Here is a 22,088-nt window from a genome sequence, read left to right on the forward strand (position 1 = left end):
GCCGGGACGGTTCCGTACAGCGATAGGAGCGTGCAGTGATCAGTGGCGACTCCGCCCTGCGCGACGCGACCGACACCCTGATCGGCCGGGATCGGGACCTGCGGCGGATCCGTGAACACCTGGGCATCGGGGCTGGAGGCGGGGCACTGCTGCTCTCCGGAGACGCGGGAGTCGGGAAGACGGCGGTGCTGAACGCCGTCGCCGAGGCGGCTCGCACGGGAGGAGCCCGAATCCTGCGCGCCGCCGGCGTGGAGTTCGAGGCGGACTGCAGTTACTCGGGCCTCAACCAGATCCTCTTTCCGTTCCAGGACGCGCTCGGCGAACTCCCGTCGCCCTTCCGCGACGCCCTGCGCGTCGCTCTCGGGTTCGAAAACGGCTCCCCACCGGAACAACTGGTCGTTTCCAACGCCGTACTGCTCATGCTGCGGGCCGTCGCCGCCGGTGACCCCCTTCTGCTGGTCGTCGACGACCTCCCCTGGCTCGACCGGGCGAGTGCGGCCGTTCTCGGCTTCGTGGCCCGGCGGGTGACCGGCGTCCGTGTCAGCTTCCTCGCCGCGTCGCGTTCGGGGGCGCGGAGCCTGTACGACAGCGGCGCCCTGCCCGAGTACCGCTTGCAGCCGCTGGACGACGAGTCGGCGGCGTGCCTGGTCGGTACGAGGTTCCCCGACCTGCTCGACGGTGCCCGCCGGCGCCTGCTGACCGTGGCACGCGGCAATCCCCTGGCTCTGCTGGAACTGCCGGCGGCGTTGCCCGCGGTACAGGACACGGCCCTGGAGGACATGCCCGCGGTGCTGCCGCTCAGCCGGCGCCTGGAGACGCTGTTCGATTCCCGGATCACTCGTCTGCCGCGGTCGTCGCAACGTCTCGTCCTGCTGGCGGCGCTGGAGGGCACGGGCGACCTCGGGGTGCTGCAGGCGGCCTCGCGGCAGGCGAACGAGGGGTTCGACCTGCATGACCTGGCAGCGGCCGAGCGTGAGGAGCTGGTGTACGTCGATGGGGGGACCCGGCGCCTGAGGTTCCGTCATCCGCTGATCCGTTCCGCGGTGGTGGAGAAGTCCACGAGCAGCGAGCGGCGCGCGGTGCACGCGGCGCTCGCCCAGGTCCTCGTCGACCAGCCCGAGCGCCGGGCCTGGCATCTGGGAGAGGCGACCGTCGAACCGGACGGGGAAGTGGCCGCCCGGATGGAGGAAGCCGCGCGGATCACCCTGCGCCGTGGTGACGCCATGGGCGGCATACGGACGCTGATCAGGTCCGCGGACCTGACCCCGCAGGGCCCCGACCGCAGCCGCCGGCTCGCGGAGGCGGCCTACCTCAGCGCCGAGTCCACCGGTGCTCTGCCCAGCGCCCAAAAACTCCTGGACGACGCCAGGCACGTGGCCCCGGGGCTGAGGAACTCCCTGCACTCGGTGGCGGCGGCCGCCCTTCTCATGCTGAACGGCGACGGCGACATCGACACGGCTCACCGCCTGCTGGTCGGTGCCATCGAATCCGGGGACCACGCCTACGACGCCGGGGACACGGCGCTCGTGGACGTCCTCCACACCCTGGCGCTGGTGTGCTTCTTCGGCGCCCGGCAGGACCTGTGGCACTCCTACTACCGGACGCTGGACAAGCTGACGCCCAAGGCGCCGCTCGTCCTGTCCGCGCTGGGAAAGACGTTCTCCGACCCCGCGCGCAAGGGTGCTGCGGCCTCGGCGGAAGTCGACGAACTCGTGGCGGAGCTGGCCGACGCGATCGACCCCGTCCAGATCACGCGGACCGGTACCGCGGCCCTCTATCTGGACCGGCTCGGAGACATCCGCGAAGCGGCCTGGCGGGTCGTGCGCATGGGCCGTGACGGCGGCCCGGCTCGCCGGTACCTGTCCGGCCTGATCCACCTGTGCCTGGACGACTACCTCGCCGGGATGTGGGAGGAGGCGGCACAACTGGCCGACGAGGGGGTCCAACTGTGCGAGACCCACGGCTACAGCGCCTTCGCCTGGTACTTCCTCTACATCCAGGCCATCCTCGGTGCCGCACGCGGTGAAGCGGACCAGGCCGGGACGACAGCGGAGCGGATCATCCACTGGGCAACGCCCCGGGGAGCCTGGTGCGCCGCGCACTTCGGCCGTCACGCGTTGGCCGTGGCGGCGCTGGGACGCGGGGACTTCGCCGACGCCTTCGAGCAGGCGAGCGCCATCAGTCCGGCGGGAAACCTCGCCTCACATGTGCCGCACGCCCTCTGGGTGACGATGGACCTGGTGGAGGCTGCCGTCAGGACCGGCCGGCACGCGGAAGCGGCCGGCCATGTGCGCGCGATGAGGGAAGCCGGCGTCGCGGCGATCTCTTCGCGGCACGCCCTGCTGACGGAGGCCTCCGCCGCCCTGTGCGCCAAGGACGACGACGAGGCTCTTCAGCTGTTCGCCAAGGCCCTGGCGGTTCCGGGGGCGCAGAGGTGGTCGTTCGACTTCGCCCGTGTCCGGCTGGCCTACGGCGAGCGGCTGCGACGTGCCAGGGCGACCGCGGATTCCAGGGTCCCGCTCGCCGCCGCGCTGTCCACGTTCGAACATCTCGGAGCCCGGCCGTGGGCGGAACGCGCCGAGACGGAATTGCGGGCGGCCGGCTGGACCAGACGGCGCACCACCGCGTCGAAGGCCTCCACGCTCACCGCCCAGGAGCTGGAGATAGCCCGGCTGGCGGCCTCCGGCCTGACCAACAAGCAGATTGCGGAGCGCATGTTCCTGTCGCACCGTACGGTCGGCGCCCACCTGTACCAGATCTACCCGAAGCTCGGCATCACCTCTCGTGCCATGCTGCGGGACGCCCTGGAATCACTCTCCGCGTCGTAGTCGTAAGGGAATCGGTGGCCCGGCCGGCCGAACGGCCGGCCGGGCGCTGCGACCCGACCGGCCGGCCGCGGCACGGACGCCGATGCTGTCAGTCGATGTCGACCACGATCTTGCCGTCGGCGGTCCCGTCCTCCACGGCATCCAGCGCCTCGGCGGCGGTGGCCAGGGTGAAGCGCCGCGGGTCGAGCAGGGGCGTGAGGGCCCCGGCCTCGGCGAGGGCGGTCACCTCCCGCATGATCTCTCCGTGGTGCTCCCGCCCGCGGCCGGTCAGCATCGGCATCAGGGTGAAGACGCCGGAGTAGGTGGCACCGCGGAAGGACAGCGGAGCGATGCTGTGGGTTCCCCAGCCCGGGGAGCTCAGGACGTGGCCGTGGTAGGGCCGGACCGCGGTGAAGGAGGCGTCGAGCACGGGGCCGCCGACGGTGTCGAAGGCGATGTCGAATCCTTCGCCGCCGGTGTGCTGGGCGACGTACTCCTCCACGGCCGTGGTGGTGTAGTCGATCGGGGTCGCGCCAAGCCGCTCGACGGTCTCCAGCTTCCCGGTCGACTCGGTGGCGAAGACTTCGGCGCCGCGGGCGCGGGCGATCTGGATCGCGACGTGGCCGATACCGCCGGCGCCGCCGTGGACGAGGACCTTCTGCCCCGAGCGGACCCGTGCCCGGTCGACCAGGCCCTCCCAGGCGGTGATCACGACCGTACGCGGCCCCTGCGGGGCACAGCAAGGGGCCGCGTGGTCTCAGGAACCGGTGGTGCAGGCGCGCTCGACGAGGACGCGAGCGGCGGCCTCAGCGGCTGCGGGCACGGCGGGATCCTGTTCGAGCCTGCCGTGCCGGCCGCGCCGGCGGTAGGCGGCTCCGGTCAGCCGGCGGGCGCCCCCTCGGGGCGGCGGTAGACGCCGTACCAATAGCCGGCGGCCAGTTCGTGGGCGACCAGGGAATCGTCGCCGCCGTCGCTGTCGGCGACCTGCCGGGCGATGACCTCACCACCTCCCTGGACGATCACCCTGGCGGCGGCTTCGGAGGCGATGCCGGCCGGCGTGCGCCCCGCCCGCTGCTCCTCCTCCAGGACCGTCACGAGATGGTCGACGAAACCGTCCTGATGGGCCTCCCACGAGTCGCGGACCGCGGGATCGTACGCGGCCACCTCCTGGATCGCCGCCAGCAGTGCCGCATGCTCACGATAGTGACGCATGATGAGCTCATAGGTCCGCGCCAGACCGTCCACCCCGCCGTCCGGGCCGCAGGGACGCCACGCCGTCGCGATCTCGTAGCTGCGCGTCTTGAGAGCACCGCTCACCCGCAGCAGCACGTCCACCTTGTCACGGAAGTACAGGTAGAACGTGGACCGCGAGATCCCCGCGGCCTGTGCGATCCGCTCCACGCTCAATTCCGTGTACGTCGCACCACCACGCAGAAGCTCCTCGATCACGGACAGGATCCGCGTCTCGAGGGCGGCCCGCCGGGCGGCCGCGTTGGAAGGTCGTCGGGTCGTGGAAGCCATACCGCCAATCCTAGAAAGCCGTTGGCACGCCCGGGCATGCGGTGGCACGCCCGGGCGGGCACGGGCCGGGCGCCGCTTCCCGCTCCTCGACGCCCAGCAGGGACTTGCCGTGCACCTCGCGTCGACCCCTGCGTCAGGGCTGATGGACACCACATTCTCCTTCCGTACGCTTCGGTCTCCCGGCAGGACCGGCGGGTGGCCGCGACGGCGCCCCCCCGTGGCTCAGGCGGCCGACCCGAGCGCGATCTTCGCGAGGAGCGCCGCGAGCTCCCCCGGATGGGAGAGGAAGGGCGAGTGGTCACTCGCGATGCGGTGGACGGCACCGGCCCTGGCCGCCAGCTCCTCCTGGTGCTGCGGGCCCAGTGCCTGGTCGCGCTCGCAGATCACGTAGGTCGACGGGACGGTGTGCCAGCCCGCCTTGGTCAGCGGCTCGCTGAAGGACTTCGCGCTCTGCGGCACCAGACGCGCGGCAGCCGCCTGCGCCCGCGCCTGCGGCAGGTCCGCGTAGAACGTCGCCGGCGGATCGCCCGGCACCGCCTGGAAGCCCGCCGCCTGTGACGGCACCGGCACCCCGTGATACCCGAGGAGGCTCTCCCCCGCGTCGAGCTGATACGCCGCCAGATACACCACGTGCGAGACGTTGAACGCCTCGGCGACGGCCTGGCTCACCGGTATGCCGCCGTACGAGTGCGCCAGCACCACCACCGGTCCCTCGATCCGCCCGAGCTCCTCCAGCACCACCCGCGCGTCGTCCCGTATGCCGGCCTCCTCGTTCCCGGCGCTGGGCAGTTCGACCGCCCGGGTCGCCCAACCGTCGGCCCCGAGCTCCGGGACCAGCCTCTCCCAGCACCACGAACCATGCCACGCCCCGTGCACCAGCAGCAGGGTCGGACGCGAACCATCACCAGCAGTCACAGACGCACACCTCTCACGAGCACCGCACGGCACACACTGTCGCCGTGAGCCCAAGGAATATTGGACACTATGTCCAACATAATGTCCAGCAAGAGGCCCGCCACAGGGTCCGACAAGGAGTGCGCTGGTGGGAGGATGGTCCGGACGAGGAGCGCCGACGATGCGAAGGCCGCCGCGTCAGCGGCGATTCACCCCTCCCGGGGAACGGCGGTTTCGCACCAGACCACCTTGCCGCGGCCGCTGGGCGAACTTCCCCACTCGCCGAGAGCCTCCACGATGAGCAGGCCGCGACCGTGCTCCGCCTGCGGGCTCTCCTCCTCGCTCGCCGAGAGGGAGGAGGGGATCGGAGGCGTGACATCGGAATCCCGGACCTCCAGCCGGACGCGATCGCGGTACTGACGCAACCGGAGCTCGACGTCGCTGTCGGCATGGATCAGGGCGTTCGTCACGACTTCCGAGGTCATGAGTTCCATGTCGTCCGCCGCCACGTCCAGCTCCCAGCCCTCCAGGCACTTGCGGACGAACTCGCGCGCGGCTTTCACACCGTTCAGGTCGTGCCGCTGGATCTCCATCCGGCCGGCGTGGCGCTGCGGGTCCGCGCCCGCGTAGTGGGCGAAGAGAAGGACGACGTCGTCTCTGCGCTCGGGCGGAGAGGGCACCAGGGAGACGACCCGGTCCGCGAGTTCCTCCAGCCCGTGGCAGTCGTCCCGGGTACCGGAGACGAGCGTCGTGCGGGCGCTGGTCACCACGTCGGGGCCGTGCGCTTCGCCGAGGCCGTCGGTGTACAGGAACAGCAGCGTCCCCGATGACAGGATCGCGTCGAAAGCGCGGTAGGGGGTCGGTGACGGTACTCCCAGCGGGACACCGATGACCGTGTCGAGCACTTGGATACGTCCGTCGGGGTGGCGGAGCAGCGGAGCCGGGTGGCCGGCGAGGGCGACCTCGGCCGTACCGTCGGTCGAGTCCAGATAGACGACGCAGCACGTGGCCAGCAGTTCGCTCTCCAGCTGGCCGAGCAGGTCGCCGGCACGTGTCAGCACCGCCTCGGGTCTGTGGCCCTCGGTCACGTAGGCGAGCAGCGCGCTGCGCAGCTGGCCCATGACGACGGAGCTTTCGACCGAGTGGCCCTCCACGTCACCGATCACCAGCCCGATGCCTCCGGAAGGGAGTGCGATCGCGTCGTACCAGTCGCCACCGACCCCTCCGGTCGGGGCCGGCAGGTACCGGGCGGTGGTGACCACCTCCGGCAGGTCGGACAGGGCACGCGGGAGCAACCGCCTCTGCAGGCTCTCAGCAAGAGCGTGCTCGCCTTCGGCCAGAAGAGCCCGCTCCAGCGCCTGACCCAGCAATCCCGCCATCATCATCATCACGGCCTGCGCTTCCGCACCGAAGAGACGGTGCTCCGCCCACCCCAGGGAGCAGACGCCCACCGGATGCCCGCCGGCCCGCATGGGAAGGTGCGCCGACGCCTGATTGCCGTCGTGCTCTGCATCGGGGTAGGCCCTGAGCAGGTCGCCGCGGCGCGGGAACAAGTACGGGTCGGTGCCGCGCAGAACGTCGCTCACCGGGGTCACCGCGCCGCTCACGGCACTGGATCCGTGGAGCTGCCTGACCCCCCTGGACGACAGACCGGCATGGCCGACGACCCACAGCCTGCCCTCGCCGGCCACCGTCAGGATCAGGCTCCGCGCGCCGAGAGTGCCCATGACCCGGGACCGGGCCACCTCGACGACCTCGGCGGGACTCGCGGCCGAGTTCAGCTCGTTGGCCAGCCTGTGCAACTGGTACATCCAGCTCAGACCGGCGGAGCCGGGGATGTCCGGCAGTCCCCACCCGGTCGCGGGTTCGGTCAGGGGGCTGCGCGGCTTGAACACGGGAAAGATCAGCGGTTGACTCCCCGGCCGTACGAGCGTGCCCGAGGCAGCCAGGGAAGCCAGCTCGCGCGTCAGGTTCTCGCCCATCTGCCGGAGTCGCTCCCACTGGTCCTTCCCGAGGACGCCGTCCCTCCAGGGGATTCTGCTGACGGCCAGCGCCCCGAACCGGTGACCGTCGCCGACCAGGGGTGCGGCCACCACGGCGTACGGCGGTCGGCCCCGGCCCACGTCGTCCGGACGAGCTCCGGGCTCCCCGATGCTGGCCATGTCTCCGGTGCGGCACGCGGTCGCCGAGGCCCGCGGCCCGTTCAACCGCATGCGCTCCGGCATATTGAAGACGGCCGGAGGAGAACCGCCGATCACCGCCGCCCTCAGCCACTCGCCGTCGTCTTCCAGGAGGTAGGCGATGACGGCCACCGCGTCGAACTCCACCACCGCCTCGCGGACGGTGGCGACCAGGACTTCGTTGAGAACCCGGGCATCCGTCGCCGGACGCGCGGGGCGAGTACCGCCCTCCGGGCCCCACCCTGTGATGCTGCTCAACCTGACTCCCGGTCCTCCTCGACGGCCCCACCGGGCCGCGCCCTATCGGCGATCACGACAAAGGCGCGGCCCATTAATCCCCTTTATTCCTTTCATCCTACCTTCGGGACAGAAGGGCGGAAACAGCAGATGTGATCATGATCGTCCAGTGGTCAGCGCCTCGCGGGCAGCCCGTGCGGGTCAGGTGATCTCGGCGTCTCGACGGCGCTGTCCAGCACCCCGGCCCGCATCGCCAGGTCGGCCGGTCGAGGGCGGCGGCGCGTATCCGTACCAGGACCGAGTCCACGTGCGTTCTGGGCTCGGGCAGCTCGACGAGCTTCAGGACCTCCGGGCCGCCGTAACGGCGGCAGGACGATCGGCACGACCGCGTCGTCGGTGAACAGGGCACTTTGCGCCTTGCCGTCCCGCCGGCGATGTGCCTCATGCCCGCCGCGCACACGTTCCAGTGGACCGGACCGCCCACCTCGGCAGCCTGGTCGTCGCGGTCGGCGCGATCGCTGAGCCGGAGGCCGGACACGGACGAGTGCGGCCGCGCCGACGGGCCGCGTGACCGGTCCCATCGGTTGCGAGGCCCGGCACGGCTCTCGGTGCGGCGGGCCGCAAGGCCACCAGTGGGCGCTCGGCCGGCGAACTCGCCTGCCACGACCGCGTCGTCCATGACTTAGTCCGGACCGGTAAGTCGTGCGACAGATCCCGGGGCGCTGTGCCCGAGTAAGACTCGGTCCGTGGCCGGGCCCCGCGTACGCGGGGCCGACACCCCGCGTGCGGTACGGCCGCAAGGCGGTGGCCACGCGGTTTCCGTACCCGGTCCGCCGCTCGGCGGCGAGCCGGGCGGCCAGCAACAGCGTTCCACGTTCCGAAAGGGAAAACGATGCCGTTCATCAAGGTCGGCCAGGAGAACTCCACCGACATCGACGTGTACTACGAGGACCACGGCGCCGGTCAGCCCGTCGTCCTCATCCACGGCTTCCCGCTCAGCGGCCACTCCTGGGAGAAGCAGTCGGCAGCCCTGCTGGGGGCCGGCTACCGCGTCATCACGTACGACCGCCGCGGCTTCGGCCAGTCCAGCCGGCCCACCACCGGCTACGACTACGACACCTTCGCCGCCGACCTGAACACCGTCCTGGAGACGCTGGACCTGAACGACGTCGTACTCGTCGGCTTCTCGATGGGCACGGGCGAGGTCGGTCGCTACGTGGGCACCTACGGCACCTCCCGCGTCGCCAAGGCAGCTTTCCTGGCGTCCCTGGAGCCGTTCCTCCTCAAGACGGACGACAACCCCACGGGTGCGGCCCCCCTCGAGTTCTTCCAGGGCATCTCCGACACCGTCAAGGCGGACCGGTACGCGTACTACACCGCCTTCTACAAGGACTTCTACAACGTCGACGACAACCTCGGCACCCGCGTCAGCGAGGAGGCGTTGCGCAACAGCTGGAACGTGGCCGCGGGCGGCGGTTCCCACGCCGCCGCCGCCGCTCCGCTGACCTGGTCCACCGACTTCCGCGCCGACATCCCGAAGATCGACGTGCCGACCCTCATCGTGCACGGCACCGCCGACAGGATCCTGCCCATCGACTCCACCGCGCGGCCGTTCCACAAGCTGCTGCCCTCCGCCGACTACGTGGAGATCGAGGGCGCCCCGCACGGCATGCTGTGGACCCACGCCGAAGAGGTCAACAAGGCGCTGCTCGACTTCCTCGCCAAGTAGCAGTCCCGGGCGGCGGCGGGTTGCCGCGCGCTGTGGGCCGCCATCGCGCAAGCGGTGGCGGCCCGCTCCACGACCGGCCGAGCACCGGCCGGACCGGAAGGCTCCCGCCATCACAACCCGAAACCCCCAGGTCACCGACGGGTCACCTGGGGGTTTCGGGTTGTGCGCACACACTGTGCCGTTGTCGTCCTCACCGCCTGGAGGTGCGCCCTTGCCGCTCCCCCGGCCGGTTCCTACCGTCCGGAGAAGGGGTCCGTGGCCAGGACCTCATCGGTGGTCAGCACGTGGTGGGCTATCAGTTCGTACCGCCTCAGCATCTGCTCGTACGCCTCGGGACCGCCCTCGGGAGCCGTGGCGTCCTTGACGAGCGTGACCTCGTATCCGAGCTCCATCGCGGTGCGCGCGGTGGACTCCACACACATCGTCCCGATCATGCCCGCGACGGCCACGTGTTCCACACCGCGCCGCTTGAGCTGGATGTTCAGGTCCGTGGTCGCGAACGCGTCGAGGTTCTTGTGCGGGGCGACCGCCACCTCGTCGCCTGCGGGCGCGAGGTCGGGGTGGAACTCGGCGTTCCAGCTGCCGGCCTCGAACATCCGGTTGTCGAACATCATCCGGTGGACGCCCGCCGGGTGCCTCCAGTTGCCGTACTCCTCCTCCGTGAAGGACATGGGGGAGAAGAATGCCGGGAAACCCCTCGCCCGGAATCCGGCGAGAAGCCGCTTGAGATTCTCGAAGGTTCCGATCCTGTCGTATTCCTCCTTGAACCCCGGGTATCCCTTGCCCTTTTCCGAGAACATCTCGTTGACTGTGTCGATGAGGACGAGACCGACTGGCACCGAGACATTCGAGGTTTGCGACATTGCAACGTTCCTTTCGTTCGGCGCACCCTCACGGTGCGCACACGACGGAAAGCAGAACAGGCGGGAGGCGCCCATTCGAAGAAGGCCGAGAAAATCCTCTTGGCCTCAGGCTCTCACCAAAACCACCCGACGGCATCGGTAGCTTGACCACCCGCGGCGACTCCCCGCCCCGGCACCCGGGCCGGCGCCCGCGATGGCGATGAGCGTTCCCTTTCAGGGATGCGCAGGGGACGTCGGGTCCCCTGCGCATCCCTTGGGCCGGAGGCTCACCCGGAGGATGTGGCGGCGGTCCGGCCGCCGGTCCTGCGCGGGTGGACCCGGTGGAAGGGCAACAGGGCCAGGGAGCGGACGGCCACGGCGCCGATGATCACTGTGGCGACGGCGACCACGGCCCAGCTCAGCGGGGTGCGCCATGGTGCTCCGGTGCGGGACAGCAGCCGGATACCGTAGGTCGCGCTCGCGGCGGTGGTGAAGGTCAGGGCCCAGAAACCGAGCGCGAACGGCAACCGCAGGTAGCGGCCGGCAAGGAAGAGGTGGGGCAGGAGCAGCGCGGCCAGCGTGCCGAGCAGCATCTCGTGCGCTGTTCCCGGCCGTCCTTGCGTGATCGTCCACCAGGCGTTGCCCGCGACCGCGGGCGGCGCGGAGAAGATCGCCAGCGTCGGCAGCAGCGGCCGGGGAATCTCGGGACCGGTGACGAAGCGGGTCAGGAGCAGCGCCCCGATCAGCAGCCAGAAAAGGATGCCCGAGGCGAAGAGAACCCTCGCCGCGCCGCGGTGGCCGACTGTCGCGAGGGCCTGTGCGGAGATCAGGGACGCGGCGACCGTGGGCAGCAGATGACCGCCATGAAGCGTTGCCGCGTCCCGCGGCACGGTCAGCATCCTGGCGACGAACCACGCTCCGAAGCCGGCGCTGAGAGCCACCATGAACCACACGAGCCCCTCCCCCGCCGCCGGGAACCATGCCGCCAGGCGGGCTGAGAGCAAGGAACCGACAATGGGAACGAGAGCCGCGAACGGACCGAGGACCGGATGGCGCAGGTCCTCGGCGAGGTCCCGCGGACGAAGCCCGGGCGCGGCATAGCACACCATCGTCACCACCCACGCGGTCGCCGCTGTCAGCCAGAGGAGGTTGGCGATCAACACCGGCGCGCCCAGCCCGACGGCGGCCGTCCATGTGCCTGCCAGGCCGGACAGGCCGAAGGAGATACCGAAGGCGTTGAGCGGAGGCCGCCTTCCGGCGAGCGGGGCGGTGCCGGCGGAGACCGCCGGTCCGGACATGACTGTGGACATACGGGACTCCAGTGGTGTGCGGGCGAGGCGGGGCATGAAGGCGGCGGGTTCCGCCGGTCGACGTCCTCTTGGCGCGACGGGCACGCGGCGTCCGGCGGCAACGGACCCGGCGGTCCCGCGGCCGGGCCCGCGGGAAGCGCCACCGTGTGGTCGGCCGGCCCTGCCGGCCGCGTCCGGCGGCCGCTCCTGGCTCAGTCGACGAAGACGGTGCGGGTTTCGAGGTACTCCTGAAGGCCGTGGATGCCGAACTCACGCCCGAAGCCCGACATCTTGAAACCTCCGAACGGGCTGATCGGGTCGTCGACGAACTCGTTGATCGCCACGCGACCGGCGAGTACGCGGTTCGCGATCGCACGGGCCCGCTCGCGGTCCTCACCGTAGATGTACGCGTGGAGGCCGTACTCGGTGTCGTTGGCGATGGCGACCGCCTCGTCGTCGTGCCCGATGAGTTCACCGGTCGCCGGATTGTGGATATCGGCGGTCTCCCGGCCGTGAGAGTCGACGAAACGACCGTTGATGAAGTGCCGGCCAACGGTTTTCATGGTGATCCTCGCGATTCGTGTCCCGGAGATTCCTGCGGCCTGTTGCCACAGCACGGCTCCGTCCCGTGGAGAGCGTCGGCATCCCGCCGCTGCCGACGCCCCCATTTTTTCCGCGACGCCGGAATCACGGCATCTGTCACATGACCAGTACACGATTCACCCCGGCCGGGGCACTCCCGGTCATCCGACCGGGGCCGGCCTTCACCGGCGTGCCGTGAACGGCGTCCTCCCGCCGGTCGATAAAAGGTGGCCGGCGCATTCCGTGAACCTTCCGTCCGGCGGTGGCCGTCGGCTCACCGGTTGCCCGCGGCAGCCGGACACGGGGACTGCCACGAGCGAGAAAGCCGATGGCCCGGACGAGGTGGCGGACCTCATTGCGGGCCCTCGGCCGCCAGATCAAGGTGGCCCGCACGGAGCCCGGACCGAGCCAGGACGATCGAGCAGCGCGTCACCGCCCGGCGGCCCGTCAGGACTTGACGACCCGCTGGCCGCCGCCAACGGTGAGCGCCATCATTCAGGAGAGTGTCCTGCGCCGGCCGTTCGGCGGCCCGGACGTGCGGCGCACGCAGCGCCGCCGGTCTCCCGGGCCTCCCCCATGCGGTCGTGGACGTCTAGGACGAGGTCCCCTGCCGGCACCCACACCCGCCTTCCCCACCCACAAACCCCCAGCTCAGCGCACCCTCCCCCGCGGCTTCAGCCCGCCCGGGGGGAGCTGCGGGGCCGGCAGGCGGTCGCCCTCGTAGCCCCGGACGTCACCGAAACGGGTGCCTTGTGTCCAGTCCTCGCGGGCTGCGACGATTTCGTCTGCTGACCGGGCCACGAAGTTCCACCACATGACCAGCTTCTCGGCGAAGGGTTCGCCGCCCAGGAGGAGGAGTGTGGAGGGGACGTCGGCGGTCAGGGGGAGGGCGCGGCGGCCGCAGCCGAGGTAGAGCATGGAGCCGGGGGGCAGGGGGACGCCGTCGACCTCGGCCTGGCCGGACATGGCCAGCGCCGCGTACTCGAAGTCGGGCTCGAGGGGGAGTCGCGCGTCGGTGCCGGAGGCCAGGGTGAGGTCCGCGCCGACGATGGGGGTGTACGTGGTGCCGGTCGACGCGGCGCCGTCGACCTCGCCCAGGATCACGGTCGCGTGCAGTCCACCGCCGCCGGTCACCTCGGGAAGCCGGGCGTGGTGCTCGAAGGCGGGCGCGGTGTGCCGGTGGGCGTCGGGCAGCGCCACCCACAGCTGGGCCCCGTGCAGGTAGCGGGCGTGGTCGCGCGGCGACTGCTCGGAGTGCGCGATGGCCCGCCCGGCGGTCATCAGCCCGAGCTCCCGGGGACGTACCGTCTGCTTGCTGCCGAGGCTGTCGCGGTGCAGCACCTCGCCCTCGTGCAGCCAGCTCACCGTCTGCAGCCCGATGTGCGGGTGCGGCGGCACCTGCATACCGGGTTCCTGGGCGATGTCGTCGGGACCGTAGTGGTCGACGAAGCACCAGGCGCCGACCATCCGGCGCCCGAGGTTGGGCAGCAGCCGGCGGACGACCGTGCTCTCCCCCAGCGGGACGTTCCTGGGGGCGAGCAGTTCGCGGACCGGGGCGCCGGACACGTCTTCGCGCCCGCCGCACAGGGTGGCCGCGGGCTTCACATCGAGGTTGCTCATGCCCCGATCATGCCCCCGCGGCCGGTGCGTGCGCCGGATCCCGTCGCCGTACGCCTCCCGTCGCCGTACGCCGCGCGTCCCGCGAGGCCCGGGCCGTCCTCAGAACGGCGGCTCTGGCAGTCCCGCCGTGACGTCGATCAGCTTCTCCGGTATGTCGGCCAGACACCCCCGCAGTTGCTCCCCCAGCGCCTTCGCCTGCGGGTCCGCGCGGGTGGAGGCGGCCACGCCGTCGCCGAGCAGACCGTGCAGCACGAAGTTGACCGCGCGCAGGTTCGGCAGCTCGTGGCGGCTGACCGGAAGCCGCGCCGTCTCCGGCAGCAGCGCGCGCAGCCTCGGCACGTCCAGGTAGGTCCGCAGCCAGGCGTACGCCTCGTCGTCGCGCGCCCACAGCCCGACGTTCGCGTCGCCGCCCTTGTCGCCGGAGCGGGCCCCGATGAGTGTGCCGAGCGGCAGCCGTACGGTCCGCTCGGACGGGTCGTACGGCGCGGGGCGCGTTCCGGGCGCCGGCTCGGCGTCCACGGGTGCCGGCGCAGGCGGCGGTACGGCGTCGGCGCGCGGCGGGCGGGCGGGCGATCCCGAGGTGGGCGGGCGCGGGACGGGCAGCCGGGTGCCGTCGGGAAGGACGGTGACCGCGTGAACCTCCTCGGCCGGTACGAGCGCGGGCCAGTACACGCCGAACTCGGTGGCCCTGGGCGAGGCGTGCTCCAGGTAGAGCCCGGGGTAGCCGGCCAGCGCCGTGCCGGCCACGGCGGAGAAGAAGCGCCGCCCGGCCGTTTCGGCGTCCGGCGACTTCACGGTGACGGTGAGCCGGTCGGCCTCGCCGCCGTGCTCGCGCCGCAGGTCGTACGCGGTGAACCCGCCCGGTCCACCGGTCGCGTCGCGCACCGCGGCCTCGGCGAAGTCGGCCTTGGCGTCCAGGTCGAGGCCGGTCAGGACGAAGGTGGCGGAATTGCGGTAGCCGCCGCGGTGGTTGAGGCACACCTTGAGGGCGGCGGGCGCGGGCTCGCCCGTGACGGGGCCGACCGCGACCCGGTCCGGGCCCTGCTGGGCGAGGCGTACGGTGTCGAGGCGGGCCACGACGTCGGCGTTGGCGTAGGCCGGGTGCCCGGTCTCGTACAGCAGTTGGGCGGTGACGGTGCCGACGGTGACCGCGCCCGCCGTGCCGGGGTGCTTGGTGATGACGCTGGAGCCGTCAGGGCCGACCTCGGCTATGGGGAAGCCGGGGTGGACGGGGTCGGGGATCTCGGTGAAGAAGGAGTAGTTGCCGCCGGTGGCCTGCGTGCCGCACTCGATGATGTGGCCCGCGGTGACGGCCCCGGCCAGCGCGTCCCAGTCGTCGAGCGCCCAGTCGAAGGCCCAGGCGGCGGGGCCGACGACGAGTGAGGCGTCGGTGACGCGGCCGCAGACCACCACGTCGGCGCCGGACCGCAGCGCCTGGGCGATGCCCCAGCCGCCGAGGTAGGCGTTGGCGGTGAGCGGTTCGACGCCGGAGCCGTCCAGCGGGACGCCGGTGTCGAAGTGCGCGAAGTCGTGGCCGCGGGCCCGCAGTTCCGGCAGCCGGGGCAGCAGGTCGTCGCCCTCCACGTGCGCGACGACCGGGTGCAGGCCGGCGGCGGCGGCCAGTAGCCGCAGTTTGGCTGCGAGGCCCGCCGGGTTGAGGCCGCCGGCGTTGGCCACGATCTTGATGCCGCGGTCCAGGCAGACGGCCAGGACGTCGTTCATCTGGGACAGGAAGGAGACCGCGTAGCCGCCGTCGGGGTCGCGCTGCCGGGCCTTCCACAGCAGCAGCATCGTCAGCTCGGCGAGGTAGTCGCCGGTGAGGACGTCGATGGGGCCGCCGTCGACCATCTCCCGCGCGGCCGAGAGCCGGTCGCCGTAGTAGCCGGAGCAGTTCGCGATGCGAAGCGGGGTCTGGCGTGCGGTCACCGTACTCTCCCGTCACACTACTCTCCAGGATCACCGGGCGGGACGATCATCTTGCCGGTGTCCGCGCGGCGCAAGACCCCGCGCCCGCACGCGCGCCGTCCGCACGCCGGTCGCGGGTCGGTCGCGCGCCGGTCGCGGGCCGTCCGCACGCCCCGCCGGCCGCGCGCCGCACCCGCCCCGCGGCCGCCCGCGTGGCGGCGGATGGTTCAATCGCCGCATGACCAGCCCAGGCACCCGGCCCGACGACGAACCACACGGCGACGGCCGCGCGCACGGCGACGGCCCCGGTCGGGGAAACGCCCCCGGTCACGGCGACGGCCCCGACGACGCCCCGCTGTCCGCCGACGAGGTCATCGACATCGTCGACGAGCACGACAACGTCGTGGGCACCTCGCCGCGCGCGCGGGCGTACGCGCTCGGACTGCGGCACCGTGCCGCGTTCGTCCTGGTCAGGGACGCCGAGGACCGGATCTTCGTGCACCGCAGGACCGCCCGCAAGCTGGTCTTCCCGTCGATGTACGACATGTTCGTCGGCGGTGTGCTCGCCGCCGGCGAGAGCTACGACGAGGCGGCGCTGCGCGAGGCCGAGGAGGAGCTGGGCGTCACCGGACTGCCCCGGCCCGAGCGGCTGTTCACGTTCCTGTACGCGGACGGGCCGCGCACCTGGTGGTCGGCCGTCTACGAGGTCCGCTGCACCACGCCGGTCAGGCCACAGCCGGAGGAGGTGGCCTGGCACGCCTTCCTCACCGAGGAGGAGCTGGCCGCGAGGCTGGCGCGGTGGCAGTGGGTGCCGGACGGGCTGGAGGCGTACCGCAGGGTGCTGGAGTGGCGCGCGGCGCGCTGAGCCCCCTGGCGGGGGTCTACGCGCCGGCCGCCAGAAGGGATTCCGCGACCGCCGTGCGCACGTACAGCACCGAACGCCCGGCCCGGTGCGCCGAGACGATCCCGGCGTCCCGCAGGGCGGTCAGGTGCTGGTTGACGCCGGGCGCGGACAGCCCGGTGCGTCCGGCGAGTTCGCTGGTGGACGCCGGTGAGGCGAGTTCGGCGAGCAGCAGCGCACGAGTGCGGCCGAGGACCGCGGCGACCGCGTCCGGCACGACGGGCCGGTCCCGCTCCCACACCGAGCCGCGGCCGCGGCTGGGGTAGAACAGCTGCTTGGGGGTCGGGGTCGTGGCCGTGGTGGACACCCACGACCAGGCGAACACCGACGGGACCAGCACCATGCCGTGGCCGTGCAGGTGCGTGTCGCCCGGGCAGATCCGGTCGGCGACGGTGAGGGTGCCCGCCGTCCACCGCACGCTCGGGTGCAGGTCGCCGAGGACCGCCTCCGCCCCGTCCGCGGCCAGCCTCCGGGCCTGGTGGAAGACGTCGGCTTCGAGGACGGTGCGCACCTTCGGCCAGTACGGCGCGAGCGCCAGGTCCCAGTACGCGGCGATCTCGGAGGTGAGCCGCGCCAGTCCCGCGGCCGGGTCCTCGCGCATCGCCTCGACGCGCCCGGTGCGCAGCCCGAAGGCGTCCAGCTCGCGCCGCACCTCCGCGGCCGGGGTGGCGGCGACCTCGCGCAGCTCGCCGGCGAGGGCCCCGCCGCCCGCGCCGGGCGGCGGGGTGATGAAGTCCGGGGTGTAGCCGGAGGGCGGCACCAGGTCCATGAGGAGTCCGCGGTCCAGCCCGGCGGCGGCCAGTCGCGGCGCGGTCTCCTCGTACCAACGGCGGTGGACACCGCGGGCGGCCGGGTTCCGGAACGCCCGCACGCTCGCCACGACCTCCCACAGCGGGGAGACGGCGAAGCGGGTGCGGGCCATGTCGCTCGCCGAGAACGCGAACCGCAAGCTCGCCGCCACTGTCATCCCCCGGATTCAGCCGTGCCTTAATCAATGCCGTCAACGGGGACGGCCGCAGGACCATTCCCGCATGACGACCGCCACAACTCAACCCCCGCGCCCCGCCCCGCCTGCCGGTGGCCGGGTACGCGGCGCCGTGACCAGGCACTTCGGCGGGCTGCCCGGCCCGTTCTGGGTGGTCTTCAGCGGCACGGTGATCAACCGGGTGGGCACGATGGTGGTGCCGTTCCTGGTCTTCTTCCTGGGCTCGCGCGGGGTGCCGGACAGCGGGACGCCCTACGTGCTGGGCGCGCTCGGGGCCGGCGGGCTCGTCGGGCCGGTGCTCGGCGGGTGGTTCGCGGACCGGGCCGGCCGCCGGCCCGCGATCCTGACCGGCATGCTCGCCACCGCGGCGAGCCAGGCGCTGCTGTTCGCCTCCCGCGGCCTGGTGACGCTGACGATGGCGGCGGCCCTGCTCGGGGCGGCGGCCGCGCTCCACGCGCCGGCGGTGGCCGCGGTGATCGTGGACTCGGCGAGCCCGGCGCGCCGCCAGGCCGCGTTCGGCCTGTACCACTGGGCGATCAACATCGGCGCCGCCACGGCGGGCGCCTTCGGCGGCTTCCTCGTCGGCCACGGGTTCTGGCTGCTGTTCGCGGTGGACGCGGCGACCTGCCTGGGCTTCGCGGCGGTGGCCGCCGCGGCGCTGCCGCGCGAGGCGCCGCGCCGGGCGGCGCGGGGCGGTTCGCGGCCGGCCGGCGGGTACGGGGTGGTGCTGCGCGACCGGCTGCTGGTGGCGTTCGTGACCGTGGCGGTGGCCGGCGAGTTCGTGTACGCGCAGACGGAGTTCACCGTGCCGCTGTCGATCCGCGACCGCGGTCTGCCGGCCACGGTCTACGGGCTGGTCGCCGTCGTGAACGCGCTGCTCGTGGTGACCCTCCAGCCGTTCGCCAACGCCTGGATCCTGCGCTTCGACCGGATGCGGGTGTGGGCGGTGTGCTCGGTGCTGATCGCGGCGGGCGTCGGCCTGACCGGCGTCGCGCGTTCGGCGGGCGGGTACGTGCTGACGGTGGTGGTGTGGAGCGCGGGAGAGGTGTGCGCGGGCGGCATCGCCACCTCGGTCGTGGCCGATCTGGCGCCGGCCGACGCGCGGGCCCGCTACCAGGCGGCCCTGACGTGGGCTCGCGGGGCGGCCCGGTTCCTGGCCCTGGCGGCAGGACCCGCGCTGTACACGGCGAGCGGACCGGCGGCGCTGTGGTGGGCGGTGACCGGCGTGGGCCTGGCGGGGGCGCTGGGCGCGCTGCTGATGGGCCCGAAGCCGGCCCACCGCGACCGGACCCGGTCCGACGGGGGTTGACCGCGCGCCCGTACCGCCCCCCGGCGCCGGGACGGTACGGGGGCCCGGGCGGGGGCGCCCTGGGCGGCCGGCGCGGCGCCGGACCGGTCGTCAGGAACCCCAGGGGCGTCACGATCTCGGCGGGCGCCGCGGCCCTCGTGGGGCGTGACGGGCCGTCAGGGAGCCAGGATGTCGAGCTCGCGCAGGGCGCCCACACAGATCTCCCGCATCAGGTCCTCCGCCGCGCGGGCGTCGTGCGCGCGGACCGCCTCGGCGACGCGGACATGGAGGGTGACGGCCTCGGGATCCGGGGCAGTGAACATGACATGGTGTTCGGTCCGGCCGGCGAGGACCTCGGCGACCACGTCGCCGAGGCGCGCGAACATCTCGTTGCCGGACGCCTCCAGGACCACGCGGTGGAAGGCGATGTCGTGGACGAGGTACGCGGCCAGGTCCGCCGCCCGTCCGGACGCGGCCATCTCGGCGGCCAGTACGGTCAGTTCGCGGCACTGCTCGGGGGTGGCGGCCCCGGCCGCGAGCCCCGCGGCGACCGGTTCCACGGCGGTCCGCAGCATGGTCAGGGAACGCAGCTGGCGGGAGCGGTCGGCGCCTGCGAGCCGCCAGCGGATGAGCGCGGGGTCGAAGGCGTTCCACTCCTCGGTACGGCGGACCGTCACGCCCACCCGGCGCCGCGACTCGACCAGGTGCATCGACTCCAGCACCCGGACGGCCTCGCGGACGACCGTGCGGGAGACGCCGTAGCGGCTCTCGAGTTCGTCGATGCGCAGCACCGTGCCCGGCGGGTACTCCCCCGAGGCGATGGCCGGGCCGAGTTCGGACAGGACGCGGGAGTGCAGACCCCCCTCGCCCGGGGCGCTCCCGTCGGCGGGTCCCCGTCCACCCCGGGCCCCATCGCCGCGTGCACGATCGCTCCGGGCCCCATCGCCGCGTGGCAGGTCGCTCCGGGCACGATCACTCCGGGCCCGCCCGCCACGGGCCCGTTCGTCCGCTGCCCGCCGGTCGCGCGGGGCCTGCTGCTGCCGCATGTGCCAAGCCTAGATGCCCACGCCCTCAGCACAGTCGTATGACTTTTACATCACAGAGTCTTGAATACGTCATACCTAAGGTGTTCAGTACCGCGTAGGCCCGGCGACCCGGTCCTCATCAGCCGGTTCGCCCGCGGCCGCGCTCCCGTACGGAAAGCGCGCCCGCGATCCCGTACGAGAAAGAGGCACGTCCCATGACCACCGCACCCGCCCCCTGCCCCGTGATCGTGGTCATGGGGGTGTCCGGCTCGGGCAAGTCGACGGTCGGCGGGCTGCTGGCCGAGCGCCTGGGCGTGCCGTACGCGGAGGCGGACGATTTCCACCCGGCGGCCAACATCGCCAAGATGTCGGCCGGCCATCCGCTGGACGACGCCGACCGGGCGCCCTGGCTGGACGCCATCGCGGACTGGATCGCCGAACGCCGGGACCTCGGCGGGGTGGTGAGCTGCTCGGCGCTGCGCCGCCGTTACCGCGACCGGCTCCGGCAGGCCGCCTCCGACCTCTTCTTCGTCCATCTCGACGGTCCGACCGAGCTGATCGCGGCCCGGCTGGCCGCCCGGATGCAGCACTTCATGCCGGCCGGGCTGCTGCGCTCCCAGATCGAGACGCTGGAGCCGCTGGAGCCCGACGAGGCCGGCGCCGTGATCGCCATCGACGGCGGCCCGCAGCAGATCACCGACCGCGCGCTCGCCGCGCTGCCCCGGCGCTCCGGCGGGCGCCCGTAGCGGGCCGCCCGCTCCAGCCCCCACCTCCTCCGCCTCCCCCTCCGCTTCCCCCCACACCCCACCCTCGTACCGCCCGTCCCCTTGGAGAACTCCGTGTCCGCACTCAACGGTGAACTGCTGGCCGCGGCCGCCGCACCGCCGATAACCGACGTCGGCCACCTGCGGCTGTCCCTGGCCGCGCTGGCCGGCATCGCCGTCATCGTCCTGCTGATCACCCGCTGGAAGATGCACGCCTTCCTGGCCCTGACCATCGGTTCCGGAGTGGTCGGGGTGGTGGCGGGCGCGTCGCTGGCCGACACGGTGACCACCTTCACGACCGGGCTCGGCAGCACGGTGGCCGGCGTGGGCACGCTGATCGCGCTCGGCGCCATACTCGGCAAGCTGCTCGCGGACTCCGGAGGCGCCGACCAGATCGTGGACACCGTCCTGGCGCGGACGAGTGAGAAGCGGCTGCCGTGGGCCATGGCGCTGATAGCCGGCCTGGTCGGGCTGCCGCTGTTCTTCGAGGTCGGCATCGTGCTGCTGATCCCGGTGGTGCTGCTGGTGGCCAAGCGCGGCAACCACTCGCTGATCAGGATCGGCATACCGGCGCTGGCCGGCCTGTCGGTGATGCACGGTCTGGTCCCCCCGCACCCGGGGCCGCTGGCCGCGATCGACGCGATCCACGCCGACCTGGGCACGACGCTGGCGCTGGGCGTGCTGGTGGCGGTGCCGACGCTGGCCATCGCCGGGCCGCTGTTCGGGCGGGTGGCCGCCGGCTGGGTGGACGTGCACCCGCCGGAGCGGATGACCCCGGCCCGCGCCTCGGACGACCTGGAGACCCGGCCGTCGTTCGCGGCCACCGTGTGCACCATGCTGCTGCCGGTCGTGCTGATGCTCTCCAAGGCGCTGGTCGACGTGACCGTGGACGACAAGAGCAGCCTGACGTACCGCGTCTTCGACGTCATCGGCACCCCGCTGATCGCGCTGCTGGCCGCCGTGGTGCTGGCGATGTTCACCCTGGGGCGGGCGGCCGGCTTCACCAAGGAGCGGATCTCGGCCACCGTGGACGCCTCGCTGATGCCGATCGCGGGCATCGTGTTCATCGTGGGCGCCGGCGGCGGCTTCAAGCAGACGCTCATCGACTGCGGTGTCGGCAAGATGATCCTGGACTGGTCGCACCACTGGCACATATCCGCGCTGCTGCTGGGCTGGCTGATCGCGGTGATGCTCCGGGTCGCGACCGGCTCGGCGACGGTCGCCATCATCTCGGCCTCCGGCCTGGTGGCGCCGCTGGCCGCCGGCATGTCGGGGACGCACACCGCCTTGCTGGTGCTCGCCGTCGGGGCGGGCTCGCTGTTCTTCTCACACGTCAACGACGCCGGCTTCTGGCTGGTCAAGGAGTACTTCGGGATGGACGTCCCGCAGACGCTGAAGACCTGGTCGGCGATGGAGACGGTGATCTCGGTGGTGGCGCTGGGGTTCGTGATGCTGCTGTCGGTGATCATCTAGGCGGCCGTACGGCGGGGCCGCCCCCGTGCGGCCCCGTGCGGCCCCG

The 22,088-nt window shown here is 72.4% G+C and carries 18 protein-coding genes; 7 read left to right on the forward strand and 11 right to left on the reverse strand.

The annotated features are described in order from the left end of the window. The first annotated feature begins 35 nt into the window (after positions 1-35). Positions 36-2,828, forward strand: coding sequence for an AAA family ATPase (locus K7G61_RS06995; protein WP_225845777.1), 2,793 nt, complete (start codon positions 36-38; stop codon positions 2,826-2,828). Between the two features lie 88 nt (positions 2,829-2,916). Here K7G61_RS06995 and K7G61_RS07000 read toward each other — a convergent pair whose 3' ends face one another. From K7G61_RS07000 to K7G61_RS07015, 4 genes are all read right to left on the reverse strand, one after another. Continuing rightward, positions 2,917-3,519, reverse strand: coding sequence for a zinc-binding dehydrogenase (locus K7G61_RS07000; protein ID WP_225845778.1), 603 nt, complete (start codon positions 3,517-3,519; stop codon positions 2,917-2,919). A 167-nt stretch (positions 3,520-3,686) separates the two neighbouring features. Then, on the reverse strand, positions 3,687-4,328 hold the full coding sequence (locus K7G61_RS07005; protein WP_225845779.1) for a TetR/AcrR family transcriptional regulator: 642 nt from the start codon (positions 4,326-4,328) through the stop codon (positions 3,687-3,689). A gap of 222 nt (positions 4,329-4,550) precedes the next feature. After that, the gene (locus K7G61_RS07010) at positions 4,551-5,243 is read right to left on the reverse strand and encodes an alpha/beta fold hydrolase (protein WP_225845780.1); all 693 of its coding nucleotides are present in this window, start codon (positions 5,241-5,243) and stop codon (positions 4,551-4,553) included. Between the two features lie 188 nt (positions 5,244-5,431). Next, positions 5,432-7,660, reverse strand: a complete 2,229-nt coding sequence (locus K7G61_RS07015) for a SpoIIE family protein phosphatase (protein WP_225845781.1) — start codon at positions 7,658-7,660, stop codon at positions 5,432-5,434. 871 nt (positions 7,661-8,531) lie between these two features. On the opposite strand from K7G61_RS07015, the gene K7G61_RS07020 reads away from it, so the two are divergent. Next, positions 8,532-9,368, forward strand: coding sequence for an alpha/beta fold hydrolase (locus K7G61_RS07020; protein ID WP_225845782.1), 837 nt, complete (start codon positions 8,532-8,534; stop codon positions 9,366-9,368). A gap of 233 nt (positions 9,369-9,601) precedes the next feature. Here the strand turns inward: K7G61_RS07020 and K7G61_RS07025 are convergent, their stop codons facing one another. The 3 genes from K7G61_RS07025 to K7G61_RS07035 form a co-directional block, all read right to left on the reverse strand. Further along, positions 9,602-10,231: a cysteine hydrolase gene (locus tag K7G61_RS07025; protein ID WP_225845783.1), complete on the reverse strand. Its 630-nt coding sequence runs from the start codon at positions 10,229-10,231 to the stop codon at positions 9,602-9,604. A gap of 266 nt (positions 10,232-10,497) precedes the next feature. Further along, the gene (locus K7G61_RS07030) at positions 10,498-11,520 is read right to left on the reverse strand and encodes a C4-dicarboxylate transporter (RefSeq protein WP_225845784.1); all 1,023 of its coding nucleotides are present in this window, start codon (positions 11,518-11,520) and stop codon (positions 10,498-10,500) included. A gap of 191 nt (positions 11,521-11,711) precedes the next feature. After that, on the reverse strand, positions 11,712-12,116 hold the full coding sequence (locus K7G61_RS07035) for an aldehyde dehydrogenase family protein (protein ID WP_225845785.1): 405 nt from the start codon (positions 12,114-12,116) through the stop codon (positions 11,712-11,714). A gap of 293 nt (positions 12,117-12,409) precedes the next feature. Here K7G61_RS07035 and K7G61_RS07040 point away from each other — a divergent pair, with 293 nt between their 5' ends. Continuing rightward, a complete protein-coding gene (locus K7G61_RS07040) occupies positions 12,410-12,805 on the forward strand; it encodes a Scr1 family TA system antitoxin-like transcriptional regulator (RefSeq protein ID WP_225845786.1) in 396 nt (131 codons plus the stop codon). Here K7G61_RS07040 and K7G61_RS07045 read toward each other — a convergent pair. Together K7G61_RS07045 and K7G61_RS07050 are read right to left on the reverse strand one after the other, a co-directional pair. Then, complete coding sequence (locus K7G61_RS07045) at positions 12,733-13,701, reverse strand: pirin family protein (protein WP_225845787.1); 969 nt, start codon at positions 13,699-13,701, stop codon at positions 12,733-12,735. The two genes, K7G61_RS07040 and K7G61_RS07045, sit on opposite strands and share 73 nt — an antisense overlap. A 99-nt stretch (positions 13,702-13,800) precedes the next feature. Beyond that, positions 13,801-15,627 (reverse strand): acyclic terpene utilization AtuA family protein, encoded by a 1,827-nt coding sequence (locus tag K7G61_RS07050; RefSeq protein WP_225845788.1) that lies wholly within the window; start codon positions 15,625-15,627, stop codon positions 13,801-13,803. A gap of 217 nt (positions 15,628-15,844) precedes the next feature. Here K7G61_RS07050 and K7G61_RS07055 point away from each other — a divergent pair, with 217 nt between their 5' ends. Then, complete coding sequence (locus K7G61_RS07055; RefSeq protein WP_225845789.1) at positions 15,845-16,471, forward strand: NUDIX hydrolase; 627 nt, start codon at positions 15,845-15,847, stop codon at positions 16,469-16,471. Between the two features lie 16 nt (positions 16,472-16,487). Here K7G61_RS07055 and K7G61_RS07060 read toward each other — a convergent pair whose 3' ends face one another. Next, entirely contained in the window at positions 16,488-17,474 is a 987-nt protein-coding gene (locus K7G61_RS07060; protein ID WP_225845790.1) for a DUF5937 family protein, read from the reverse strand. A 64-nt stretch (positions 17,475-17,538) separates the two neighbouring features. Between K7G61_RS07060 and K7G61_RS07065 the strand changes: the two genes are divergently transcribed. Continuing rightward, on the forward strand, positions 17,539-18,801 hold the full coding sequence (locus K7G61_RS07065) for an MFS transporter (RefSeq protein ID WP_225845791.1): 1,263 nt from the start codon (positions 17,539-17,541) through the stop codon (positions 18,799-18,801). A 155-nt stretch (positions 18,802-18,956) separates the two neighbouring features. On the opposite strand, the gene K7G61_RS07070 is transcribed toward K7G61_RS07065, so the two are convergent. Next, positions 18,957-19,637 (reverse strand): FadR/GntR family transcriptional regulator, encoded by a 681-nt coding sequence (locus K7G61_RS07070; protein WP_225845885.1) that lies wholly within the window; start codon positions 19,635-19,637, stop codon positions 18,957-18,959. A gap of 383 nt (positions 19,638-20,020) precedes the next feature. Here K7G61_RS07070 and K7G61_RS07075 point away from each other — a divergent pair, with 383 nt between their 5' ends. Together K7G61_RS07075 and K7G61_RS07080 are read left to right on the forward strand one after the other, a co-directional pair. Further along, positions 20,021-20,551: a gluconokinase gene (locus tag K7G61_RS07075; RefSeq protein WP_225845792.1), complete on the forward strand. Its 531-nt coding sequence runs from the start codon at positions 20,021-20,023 to the stop codon at positions 20,549-20,551. A gap of 93 nt (positions 20,552-20,644) precedes the next feature. Next, positions 20,645-22,042: a GntP family permease gene (locus K7G61_RS07080; RefSeq protein WP_225845793.1), complete on the forward strand. Its 1,398-nt coding sequence runs from the start codon at positions 20,645-20,647 to the stop codon at positions 22,040-22,042. The last annotated feature ends 46 nt before the right edge of the window (positions 22,043-22,088 follow it).

It is taken from the genome of Streptomyces sp. HPF1205, from assembly GCF_020400825.1.
Classification (GTDB): Bacteria; Actinomycetota; Actinomycetes; order Streptomycetales; family Streptomycetaceae; genus Actinacidiphila.

What these genes read in the sequence shown, in the direction of transcription:
- K7G61_RS07065 (WP_225845791.1), top strand. Translation starts at nt 17,539, where the DNA reads ATGACGACCGCCACAACTCAACCCCCGCGCCCCGCCCCGCCTGCCGGT.
- K7G61_RS07075 (WP_225845792.1), top strand. Translation starts at nt 20,021, where the DNA reads ATGACCACCGCACCCGCCCCCTGCCCCGTGATCGTGGTCATGGGGGTG.
- K7G61_RS07055 (WP_225845789.1), top strand. Translation starts at nt 15,845, where the DNA reads ATGACCAGCCCAGGCACCCGGCCCGACGACGAACCACACGGCGACGGC.
- K7G61_RS07025 (WP_225845783.1), bottom strand. Translation starts at nt 10,231, where the DNA reads ATGTCGCAAACCTCGAATGTCTCGGTGCCAGTCGGTCTCGTCCTCATC.
- K7G61_RS07045 (WP_225845787.1), bottom strand. Translation starts at nt 13,701, where the DNA reads ATGAGCAACCTCGATGTGAAGCCCGCGGCCACCCTGTGCGGCGGGCGC.
- K7G61_RS07060 (WP_225845790.1), bottom strand. Translation starts at nt 17,474, where the DNA reads ATGACAGTGGCGGCGAGCTTGCGGTTCGCGTTCTCGGCGAGCGACATG.
- K7G61_RS07030 (WP_225845784.1), bottom strand. Translation starts at nt 11,520, where the DNA reads ATGTCCACAGTCATGTCCGGACCGGCGGTCTCCGCCGGCACCGCCCCG.
- K7G61_RS07020 (WP_225845782.1), top strand. Translation starts at nt 8,532, where the DNA reads ATGCCGTTCATCAAGGTCGGCCAGGAGAACTCCACCGACATCGACGTG.
- K7G61_RS07040 (WP_225845786.1), top strand. Translation starts at nt 12,410, where the DNA reads ATGGCCCGGACGAGGTGGCGGACCTCATTGCGGGCCCTCGGCCGCCAG.
- K7G61_RS07005 (WP_225845779.1), bottom strand. Translation starts at nt 4,328, where the DNA reads ATGGCTTCCACGACCCGACGACCTTCCAACGCGGCCGCCCGGCGGGCC.